Origin of the sequence: Bradyrhizobium sp. (assembly GCF_019242285.1) — a bacterium.
Lineage (GTDB): Bacteria > Pseudomonadota > Alphaproteobacteria > Rhizobiales > Xanthobacteraceae > Bradyrhizobium.
The window spans coordinates 1-10,818 of sequence record NZ_JAFAVV010000599.1 but is presented as its reverse complement, the minus strand read 5'-3'; the positions used below and the strand labels follow the sequence as shown (position 1 = coordinate 10,818).

Here is a 10,818-nt window from a genome sequence, read left to right as displayed (position 1 = left end):
AGCGCAGGCATTGGGATGAACTGTCGGCAAATGGCGGTGCATTGGTAAGATATACCAATATCTGCCTGCCCCGTGTAAAAATTTGAGATATCATGAACGGCCCGCGGGACTAAAATTCGAAGGATTCTAAGAGTCGCTGGAGGCTTGCCATGGCGATCGAACCGCGCCGCCTCGAACTGATGTCCGCGCTGGCCCGCAAGGTGCTGTGGCTGTCGTCGTGGACCATCCACCACGCCAACCATATCCGCCCGAACACCGACGGCCTGAAGGTCGGCGGCCACCAGGCCTCCTCGGCCTCGCTCGCCACCATCATGTCGGCGCTCTATTTCGGCGTACTGCGCCCCGAGGATCGCGTCGCGGTGAAGCCGCATGCGAGCCCGGTGTTTCATGCCATCCAGTACCTGTTCGGCCGGCAGACCCGCGACAAGCTGGAGAATTTCCGCGGCTTCAAGGGCGCGCAGTCCTATCCGTCCCGCACCAAGGATACCGACGACGTCGACTTCTCCACCGGCTCGGTCGGCCTCGGCGTCGCGCAGACGCTGTTCGCCTCGCTGGTGCAGGATTACGTCAAGGCGCATGGCTGGATGAAGGATCGCCGCGAGGGCCGCATGATCGCGCTGGTCGGCGACGCCGAGATGGACGAGGGCAACATTTTCGAGGCGCTGGCGGAAGGCTGGAAGCACGGCCTGCGCAACACCTGGTGGGTGGTCGACTACAACCGCCAGAGCCTCGATGCCGTCGTGCGCGAGGGCCTGTGGGAGAAGTTCGAGACCATGTTCCGCAATTTCGATTGGGACGTGGTGATCGTGAAATACGGCACCCTGATGCGGCAGGCCTTCGCCGAGCCGGGCGGCGAGGCGCTGCGGCGCTGGATCGACAACTGCCCGAACGCGCTCTATGCGGCGCTGTGCTTCCAGGGCGGCGCCGCGTTTCGCAAGCACCTCCAGGACGAGATCGGCGACCAGGGTCCGGTGTCGAAGCTGATCGCGCGTCGCAGCGACGACGAATTGCTGGCGCTGATGTCCAATCTCGGCGGCCATGACACGGTCAGCATGCTGGAGGCGTTCGAGGCGGTCGATCACGACCGTCCGGTCTGCTTCATCGCCTACACCATCAAGGGCGTCGGCCTGCCGTTCCAGGGCCACAAGGACAACCACGCCGGGCTGATGACAGTCGCTCAGATGGAGAAATGGCGCGCCAGCCAGAACATCCGTGCCGGCCAGGAGTGGGACAAGTTCGAGGGATTGGCCGAGGATACCGCCGAGCTCGCCGCGTTCCTCGCCGCCGTGCCGTTCAATCAGCCGGAGCATCGCCGCCTCACCGCGCCGGTGGTCGAGGTGCCGGCGCTGACGTTCAAGCCGTCGGCGCAGATGTCGACCCAGCAGGGTTTTGGCCTCGTGCTGAACGAGGTCGCCCGCGGCGACAGCGAACTCGCTTCGCGCATCGTCACGACCTCGCCGGACGTCACCGTGTCGACCAATCTCGGCGCCTGGGTCAACCGGCGCGGGCTTTTTGCACGGGCGGAAAAAGCCGACCTGTTCCGCAGCGAGAAGATCCCTTCGACCTATAACTGGGACTTCTCGCCCAAGGGCCAGCATCTCGAGCTCGGCATCGCGGAGATGAACCTGTTCATCCTGTTGTCGGCGCTCGGGCTGTCGCATGCGATCAATGGCGAGCGGCTGCTGCCGGTCGGCACGCTCTACGATCCCTTCATCGAGCGCGGCCTCGATGCGCTGAACTACGCCTGCTACCAGGATGCGCGCTTCATGGTCGCGGCGACGCCGTCCGGCATCACGCTGGCGCCCGAAGGCGGCGCGCATCAGTCGATCGCGACGCCGCTGATCGGCATGGCGCAGGATGGCCTCGCCTCGTTCGAGCCCGCCTTTGTCGACGAGCTCGCCGTGATCATGGGCTGGGGCTTTGCGCACATGCAGCGCGAAACCGGCGAGGGTGGCTCGGTCTATCTGCGGCTGTCGACGCGGACCATCGAGCAGCCGCAACGGCAGCTCGGCCAGAACCTGCAAGCCGCCATCACCGACGGCGCCTATTGGCTGCGGCAGCCCGGGCCCAATGCGGAAGTCATCGTGGCCTATACCGGCGCAGTGGCGCCGGAAGCGATCGAGGCGACCGGCTTCATCGCAGAGAGCCGGCGCGACGTCGGCCTGCTCGCCATCACCTCGGTCGACCGGCTCCATTCGGGTTGGACCGCAGCGCGCAAGCTCCGGCGCGACCGCCGCGGTGTGCAGCATCTGAGCCATATCGAGAAGCTGCTGGCACCCTTGCCGCGCGATTGCGGCATCGTCACCGTGATCGACGGCCATCCGGCGGCGCTGGGCTGGCTCGGCAGCGTCCGTGGCCACCGCGTCGAGGCCCTCGGCGTCGAGCATTTCGGCCAGACCGGCACCATCGACGATCTCTACCGCGCCTATGGCATCGACGCCAACGCCATCATCGATGCCGCCGAGAGCCTGACCACCGGCGCCCCGGTCCTGCACCGCAAGATGGCGGTGTGATCTTGCTCTTACCCTCCCCCTCCAGAGGAGGATGAAGGGCTCACCTTGCCACCTTCGTTGCGGCGCGCCATATCCAGCATGAGCCGTGTCGCTGGCTGCCGCATATGGCGGGTTCAATCCGAGGACCTTTCGTGCAAGGATGGTTGCCGAACGCGTCCGTTCCCGTATTTCCGTCGCCCGCAATTCGAGAGGTTAACGATGGTCAATCGCATGCAATTCTACATTGACGGCGCCTGCGTCGATCCGGTCGTCAAGAAGTCCACCCCGGTCGTCAATCCCGCGACCGAAGAGGCGATGTACGAAATTGCGCTCGGCTCCAAGGCCGATGTCGACAAGGCGGTCGCCGCCGCCAAGCGCGCCTTCGAGACCTTTTCGCAGTCGAGCCGCGAGGAGCGCGTCGCGCTGCTCGAGAAGATCATCGGCATCTACAAGGGCCGGATGAAGGAGATCGGCGCCGCCGTCTCCGACGAGATGGGCGCGCCGCTGCCGATGGCGGAGCGGCTGCAGGCCGGCGCCGGCCTCGGCCACCTGATGTCGACGCTCGACGTGCTGAAGAACTACCCCTTCGAGGAGCCGATGGGCTCGGCCATGGTGGTGCGCGAGCCGGTCGGCGTGGTCGGCATGATCACGCCCTGGAACTGGCCGTTGAACCAGATCGCCTGCAAGGTCGCGCCCGCGCTCGCCGCCGGCTGCACCATGATCCTGAAGCCGTCCGAGTTCACCCCGACCTCGGCCTTGATCTTCGCCGAGATCCTGCATGAAGCCGGCGTGCCCAAGGGCGTGTTCAACCTGATCAACGGCCTCGGCCCCGAGGTCGGCGCCGCCATGAGCGAGCACCCGGACATCGACATGATCTCGTTCACCGGCTCGACCCGCGCCGGCATCGATGTGGCGAAGCGTGCCGCGCCGACGGTGAAGCGCGTCAGTCAGGAGCTCGGCGGCAAGTCGCCGAACGTCATCCTCGAAGGCGCCGACCTGACCAAGGCGGTGACCGGCGGCGTCATGCACATGTTCAACAACTCGGGACAATCCTGCAACGCGCCGTCGCGGATGATCGTGCCGCTGTCGAAGATGAAGGAGGTCGCCGCGATCGCCAAGGGCGTGGCCGACAAGACCAAGGCCGGTGATCCCCGCGCCGACGGCACCACCATCGGCCCCGTGGTCAATCGCGTGCAATGGGACAAGATCCAGGCGCTGATCAAGAAGGGCATCGACGAAGGCGCCACCCTGGTCGCCGGTGGTCCGGGCCTGCCCGAGGGCGTCAACAAGGGCTTCTACGTCCGTCCGACCATCTTCGCCGATGTCACCAACGACATGACCATCGCCCGAGAGGAGATTTTCGGGCCCGTGCTGACCATCCTCGGCGCCAACGACGAGGCGGAGGCGATCAAGATCGCCAACGACACGCCCTATGGGCTGGCCGGCTACGTCACGGCCGACACCGTCGAGCATGCGCGCAAGGTCGGCCGCCAGATCCGCGCCGGAAACGTCAACCTGCAAGGCGTGCCGAACGAGCGCGCCGCGCCGTTCGGCGGCTACAAGCAGTCCGGCAACGGCCGCGAATGGGGCAAGTACGGTCTCGAGGAATATCTCGAAGCCAAGGCGGTCGCGGGGTTCAACGCGGCGTAGGCCGTAGCGACGAAGTAGGGTGGGCTAAGACGCGACCGCGTCCGCCGTAGCTCGCAGAGCGAAGGTGGAAGCGTCGTGCCCACCATCTTTCAGCGAGCGTGCTGCAAGATGGTGGGCACGCTTCGCTTAGCCCACCCTACGATTCTTTGCCCATCCTACGATTTCGTGGCTGTCCTACCCGCCGAGCGCGCCTTGTGTGTTGACGTAGAGCGCGTAGATCGACTGGCTCGATGCCATGAACAGGCGGTTGCGCTTGACGCCGCCGAAGCAGAGGTTGGCGCAGCGCTCGGGCAGGGCGATGCGGCCGATCGGCGCGCCGTCGGGCGCGAACACCATGACGCCGTCGAGCTCCGGGCTGCCCATGCCCCAGCCGCACCAGAGATTGCCGTCGATGTCGCAGCGCATGCCATCGGGCGTGCCGGGGCCGGCATCGATCAGCACGTGCTTGTTGGCAATCTTGTCGCCGCCTTCCGAGACGTCATAGGCCAGGATCTTGCGGTTCGGCACGCCGCGGGATTCCACGATGTAGAGCTGCTTCTCGTCGGGCGAGAAGCACAATCCATTCGGCCCGAGCACGCCCTCGGCGACAACCGTGGCCTTTCCGGTCGCGCCGTCGATGCGGTAGACATTGGCATCGATCTCGGGCTCGGCCTTGTAGCCCTCGTAATTGCCGAGCAGGCCGAACACCGGATCGGTGAACCAGATCGAGCCATCGGACTTCACGACAACGTCATTCGGCGAGTTCAGCCGCTTGCCGTCGAAGGAATCGATCAGCACTGTGAGCGAGCCGTCATATTCGATGCGCACCACGCGCCGGCCGCCATGCTCGCAGGTGACGAGCCGGCCCTGGCGGTCACGGGTGTTGCCGTTGGCGAAGCCGGAGGGCTTGCGGTAGATGCTGACCGCGCCGGTTTCCTCCTCCCACTTGATGATGCGCTGGTTGGGGATGTCGCTGCACAACAGGTAGCGGCCGTCGCCGAACCACACCGGGCCCTCGGCCCAGCGCAGGCCGGTGGTGAGCCGTTCCACCGCCGAGAGCTTCAGCCAGTATTTCTCGAACCGGGGATCGAGCGCGTGGATGGCCGGATCGGGATAATAGGTCGCCGGCTGCCAGCCGAGAGTGTGGGAATTGGCATCTGACATGTGCAGTTCTCGTTGTTGTGTTCCCGCTCGCGGCGGGTTTGACATCCGCTTCGCAAAAATTGCTATCATTGTCGGCCAAGACCCGCAAACAAGACCCGCAAACAAGACCCGCAAAGGGGTCGCCAACATCCTTGAGACCATGAGGGACGAATGCCACGCATCCTGATGACCGGCGCAGCCGGCGGAATCGGCACCAGCCTGCGCAAGCTGCTGCCGCCGATCTATCCGGACCTGCTGCTCAGCGACATCAAGGCGCCGGCCGATCTCGGCGCGAACGAAAAGTTCAAGGCCGCCGAGCTGTCCGACCTCGCCCAGGTCGAGGCGATCTGCGATGGCGTCGACGGCATCCTGCATTTCGGCGGCTATTCGGTCGAGGGCCGCTGGGACGACATCCTGCAGTCCAACATCATCGGCTGCTACAACCTGTTCGAGGCCGCGCGCCGCAAGGGCGTCAAGCGGGTGGTGTTCGCCTCCTCGAACCATGCGGTTGGCTTCTATCCGCGCTACCACCGGATCGGCACCGACGTGACCCCCCGGCCGGACAGCCGCTACGGCGTCAGCAAGGCCTTTGGCGAGGCGACCGGCGCCCTCTATGCCGACAAGCACGGATTGAAGGTGACCTGCATCCGGATCGGCAATTTCGGCGACAAGCCGCTCGATCACCGGCGCCTGTCGATCTGGCTCAAGCCGGAGGATCTCGTCCAGCTCTGCCGGATCGGGCTCGAGCATCCCGACATCCGTTTCGAGATCGTCTATGGTGCTTCCGACAATGAGCGGTCCTGGTGGGACAATCACCGCGCCTATGACCTCGGCTATCGCCCGACCGGCAAGGCCGAAGATTTCCGCGAGCACGCCTTCGCCGAGCAGGCCAAGCTGAAGGCTGACCCGGTCGGCGATTTCTACCAGGGCGGCACGTTCTGCGGCATGGAGTTTTCCGGTGACGGGAGCCGGATCGTCGAGAAGAAGTAGCCGTCATTCCGGGATGGTCCCACCGGGTCCGCGCGAAGCGCGGCCCGATGACAAGCTCCAGACCAGACCCGGAATCGCGAGATTCCGGGTTCGCGCTTCGCGCGCCCCGGAATGACAGGCAGAGGTGGAGAGGGCACGACCATGACCGACGGATTGCGCAAGGGACTGACGAGCTATGGCGATGCGGGCTTCTCGCTGTTCCTGCGCAAAGCCTTCATCAAGGCGATGGGCTATTCCGACGACGCGCTCGACCGCCCGATCGTCGGCATCACCAACACCTACAGCGACTACAATCCCTGCCACGGCAACGTACCAGAGATCATCGAGGCGGCCAGGCGTGGCGTGATGCTGTCGGGCGCCATGCCCTTCGTGTTCCCGACCATCTCGATCGCCGAGAGCTTTGCGCATCCGACCTCGATGTATCTGCGCAATCTGATGGCGATGGACACCGAGGAAATGATCCGCGCCCAGCCGATGGACGCCGTGATCGTGATCGGCGGCTGCGACAAGACGCTGCCGGCCCAGATCATGGCGGCGATCTCGGCCGACCTGCCGACGGCGGTGATCCCGGTCGGGCCGATGGTGGTCGGTCATCACAAGGGCGAGGTGCTCGGCGCCTGCACCGATTGCCGCCGGCTGTGGGCGAAATACCGCGCCGGCGAGATCGACGACCAGGAGATCGAAGCCGTCAACGGGCGGCTGGCGCCGTCGGTCGGTACCTGCATGGTGATGGGCACGGCTTCCACCATGGCCTGCATCACCGAAGCGATGGGCCTGTCGCTGCCGATGAGCGCGACGATTCCGGCGCCGCATGCCGAGCGCTTCAGGCTCGCGGAGGCGAGCGGCCGGGTCGCAGCCGCCATGGCCAAGGCGAAGGGGCCGAAGCCGAGCGCGCTTCTGACCCCATCCGCATTTCGCAACGCACAGGTGGTGCTGCAGGCGATCGGCGGCTCGACCAACGGGTTGATCCACCTGACCGCGATCGCGGGCCGGACGAAGCACCGCATCGATCTCGATGCCTTCGACGGCATCGGCCGCGAGGTGCCTGTGCTGGTCGACCTGAAGCCGTCGGGCGCCCACTACATGGAGCATTTTCACCATGCCGGCGGCGTGCCGAAGCTGTTGGCGCAGCTCGGCGACCTGATCGATCTCGATGCCGGGACGATCGAGGGCCGAACGCTGCGCGAGGTCGTGGCCGATGCCGAGGAGGTGCCGGGGCAGGACGCGATCCGCGCCCGCAATCATCCGATCAAGCCGGAAGGCGGCGTGGCCGTGCTGCACGGCAATCTCGCGCCGCGCGGCGCGGTCATAAAACATTCCGCCGCGAGTCCGCCATTATTGCAGCACACCGGCCGCGCGGTGGTGTTCGACTCCGTCGAGGACATGACCTTGCGCGTCGACGATCCCGATCTCGACGTCAGCGCGGACGACGTGCTGGTGCTGCGCAACGCCGGTCCGAAGGGCGCGCCGGGGATGCCGGAAGCCGGCTATCTGCCGATCCCGAGAAAGCTGCTGCGCGCAGGCGTCAAGGACATGGTCCGGATTTCGGATGCACGCATGAGCGGCACCGCGTTCGGCACCATCGTGCTGCACATCACCCCGGAATCCGCGGTCGGCGGGCCGCTGGCGCTGGTCCGAAACGGCGATCAGATCAGGCTCGACGTCGCGGGCCGCCGTATCGACCTGCTGGTCGATGATGCCGAGCTGGACAAGCGCCGCGCGGCCGTGAGGCCGGCAGCGGCGCCGGAATGGGCAGCCCGCGGCTATGCGCAACTTTTCAACGAAACCATCCTGCAGGCCGACGAGGGCTGCGATTTCGATTTCATGCGAAAAGAAGGGAAATAGGCGCCTCTCGCCGCCCGTGCCGGATGCTCGATTGACAACTCCGCGAGCGCGATGGGATGATTGCCGAAAAATGGCATCATCGGGGAGGACAATCGTGAGACATCGGGCTCCATTCATCGGCGGGTTGCTCGCAGCCCTTCTGCTTGCGGTCGGTGCACACGCACAGGACGTCAAGCACTTCCGGTTTGCCTATGACCAACCGCGCAACACCGGCTATTCGATCGCCGGCGATCTCTTTGCCGACAAGCTCAAGGAGCTGAGCAAGGGGACGATGATCATCGACCAGTATCCGGGCGCCCAGCTCGGCCAGGAGCCGCAGCTCCTGCAACTGGTCAAGGCGGGCGACATCGATTTCGCCATCATCTCCTCGGCCAACACCGCGACGATCTCGCCGCAAGCCGGCGTGATGTCGCTGCACTTTTTGTTCCGCAACGACGCCCATGTGCTCAAGGCGCTGGCCGACCCGCAGGTGTTCGAGGCCATCAAGACCATGATCGACGAGACCGCCCAGGGCCTGCATGTGATCGGCACGGGCTCGCAGGGCGTGCGGCACATCTACAGCAAGAAGGAGGTCCACAACGTCGCCGACCTCAAGGGCATGAAGGTCCGCGTCCAGGCCACCGCCACCGAGGACACGATGTTCCCGGCCTATGGCGCGCAGACCGTGCACATGCCGTTCGGTAGCGTCTACACCTCGCTGCAGACCGGCGTGGTCGACGCCGCCGAGAACAGCATCAACGTCTATCTCGTCAACAAGCATTACGAGGTCGCGCCCGTACTCTCGATCACCGAGCACGAGGCCAACAACGCGCTGGTCTATGTCAGCGACAAGCTCTGGCAGAGCCTTTCCGCCGAGCAGCGGCAATGGGTGCTGACGGCCGCGGCCGAGATCAGCAGCAAGGAGCCGGCGGCGGCCTTCGAGCTGGAGAAGAGCGCGGCGAAGAAGCTGAAATCGATGGGCGTCAAGATCGTCGAGGACGTCGACAAGAAGAGCTTTGACGAGATCGCCGATCCCTATCTCGACAAGCTCGCGAAGGAGCTCGGGCCGCATGCGGAGAAGATCAAGAACCTGATCCGCGCGATCAACTGATGTCCATCGCCGAGAGGCTCGTCCTGCGGCGGCAGCGCCACCTGAAATGGCGCGCGCTGGACCGGCTCGAACTGGTCCTCATGATGCTGTGCGGCGTCCTGTGCTTCGGCTTCTCGCTGTCGGTGACCGCCGACATCGTGACCCGCACCATCGGCCATCCCTGGCTGTGGCTGCAGGAGGTCACCTCGACCCTGTTCATCTATGCGATCTTCATCGGAGCCGCGGTCGCGACCCGCCGCAACGATCACCTCTATCTGACCGCGATCGGGGAGGCGATGCATGGCAGAGCGCGCCTCCTGGTCGAGGTTCTCACGCGCCTCATCGTGCTCGGCGTCGCGCTCTGCCTGATCCGGTACGGCTACCTCAATTTCCTCCGCGGCTTCGGCTCGTTCCGGCTGCCCTCGGGCACGCCGATTGCCTCGCTCTATATCGTGATCCCGCTCGCGGGCGTGCTGATCGCGCTGTTCACGGTCGAGCAGCTGGTCAACGGCATCGTACATGGCTTCGACCATCCGGAGCCGCCATCGGACGACGACAATGCGATCCCGCCACTGATACAGGGCGCCGGGCAGGGGACCGCGTCGTGAGCGCACCCGTCATCCTTGTGTTGATGTCGTTCTGCTTCCTGTTCTTCGGTTATCTCGGCGTGCCGGTGCCGTTCGCGCTGCTCGGCGGCGTGTTCATCGGCGCGACCCTCGCCGACGTGGCGCTCGCCTCGATCGTGCAGAAGATTTTCGATGGCGTGGATTCCGAGGCGCTGCTGGCAATTCCGTTCTTCCTGCTGGTCGGCGAGCTCATGAGCTCGGCCAATGTGGTGGTGCGGATCGCCAACCTCTCGGTGTCGCTGGTCGGCCATATCCGGGGCGGGCTGTCGCAGGTCGTCGTGGTCTTCAGCATGTTCTTCTCGGAGATGTCGGGCTCGACCACGGCCGATGTCGCGGTCATGAGCCGGGCGCTCGGCGGGCCGATGCGGCGCGAGGGCTACGAGTCGGCGTTCATCGCGGCCATCATCGCTTCCGCCTCGACCATCGCGGCCCTGGTACCGCCCAGCATCACCGCGGTTGTCTATGGCGCGGTCGGCAATGTCTCGATCGCCGGCCTGTTCATGGCGGGCGTGGTGCCGGGCTTCATGATCGGCTTCGGGCTGATGATCTACTGCTACTTCTTCGGGCCGTCCGGACTGCGCAAGCCGCGCGCGCCGCTCAAGCAGGTGATGTTCGCGGCGACCGACGCCGCGCTGCCGCTGATGATCCCGGTGATCCTGCTCGGCGGCATCCTGACCGGCTGGTTCACCCCGACCGAGGCCGGCGTCGTCGCCGTGGCGTGGATCATCCTGGTCGTGATCCCCGCGCTCAACCGCGGTCACCTCAAGCAGATCCCGTATGACTTCTGTCTCGCCGGTCTGATCTTCTCGCTGCCGCTGATCACGATCGGCGCCGCCAACGCCTTCGGCTACATGCTGGCCTATCTGCGCGGCGCGATCACCATCGCCGACTGGATCACCTCGATCGCCGGCAACGATCCGCACTACATCATGCTGCTGATGGTGCTGCTGTTCACCGTGGTCGGCGATTTCATCGAGCCGGTGCCGACCATCATCATCTTCATGCCGCTGGTGAACGCGCTGAC

Annotated in this window: 8 protein-coding genes; 7 read left to right on the top strand and 1 reads right to left on the bottom strand. The window is 65.3% G+C overall.

Features of this window, described 5'->3' with window-relative positions; genetic code table 11:
- Positions 1-149: 149 nt before the first annotated feature.
- Together JOY90_RS24520 and JOY90_RS24515 are read left to right on the top strand one after the other, a co-directional pair.
- Positions 150-2,513, top strand: a complete 2,364-nt coding sequence (locus JOY90_RS24520; RefSeq protein ID WP_291693693.1) for a transketolase — start codon at positions 150-152, stop codon at positions 2,511-2,513.
- 198 nt (positions 2,514-2,711) lie between these two features.
- On the top strand, positions 2,712-4,142 hold the full coding sequence (locus tag JOY90_RS24515) for an aldehyde dehydrogenase family protein (RefSeq protein ID WP_291693692.1): 1,431 nt from the start codon (positions 2,712-2,714) through the stop codon (positions 4,140-4,142).
- Between the two features lie 174 nt (positions 4,143-4,316).
- Here JOY90_RS24515 and JOY90_RS24510 read toward each other — a convergent pair whose 3' ends face one another.
- Positions 4,317-5,285 (bottom strand): SMP-30/gluconolactonase/LRE family protein, encoded by a 969-nt coding sequence (locus tag JOY90_RS24510; protein WP_291693691.1) that lies wholly within the window; start codon positions 5,283-5,285, stop codon positions 4,317-4,319.
- A gap of 150 nt (positions 5,286-5,435) precedes the next feature.
- Between JOY90_RS24510 and JOY90_RS24505 the strand changes: the two genes are divergently transcribed.
- From JOY90_RS24505 to JOY90_RS24485, 5 genes are all read left to right on the top strand, one after another.
- Positions 5,436-6,254 carry an NAD(P)-dependent oxidoreductase gene (locus JOY90_RS24505; RefSeq protein WP_291693690.1) on the top strand — a complete coding sequence of 273 codons (819 nt, stop codon included), beginning with the start codon at positions 5,436-5,438 and terminating at the stop codon, positions 6,252-6,254.
- 141 nt (positions 6,255-6,395) lie between these two features.
- Positions 6,396-8,099: an IlvD/Edd family dehydratase gene (locus JOY90_RS24500; protein WP_291693689.1), complete on the top strand. Its 1,704-nt coding sequence runs from the start codon at positions 6,396-6,398 to the stop codon at positions 8,097-8,099.
- 115 nt (positions 8,100-8,214) lie between these two features.
- Positions 8,215-9,189 carry a TRAP transporter substrate-binding protein gene (locus tag JOY90_RS24495; RefSeq protein WP_291693694.1) on the top strand — a complete coding sequence of 325 codons (975 nt, stop codon included), beginning with the start codon at positions 8,215-8,217 and terminating at the stop codon, positions 9,187-9,189.
- Entirely contained in the window at positions 9,189-9,776 is a 588-nt protein-coding gene (locus JOY90_RS24490; protein ID WP_291693688.1) for a TRAP transporter small permease, read from the top strand. Before JOY90_RS24495 ends, JOY90_RS24490 begins: the two co-directional genes overlap by 1 nt.
- On the top strand, positions 9,773-10,818 hold a 1,046-nt coding region (locus JOY90_RS24485; RefSeq protein WP_291693687.1), incomplete at its 3' end, for a TRAP transporter large permease. The genes JOY90_RS24490 and JOY90_RS24485, both read left to right, overlap by 4 nt.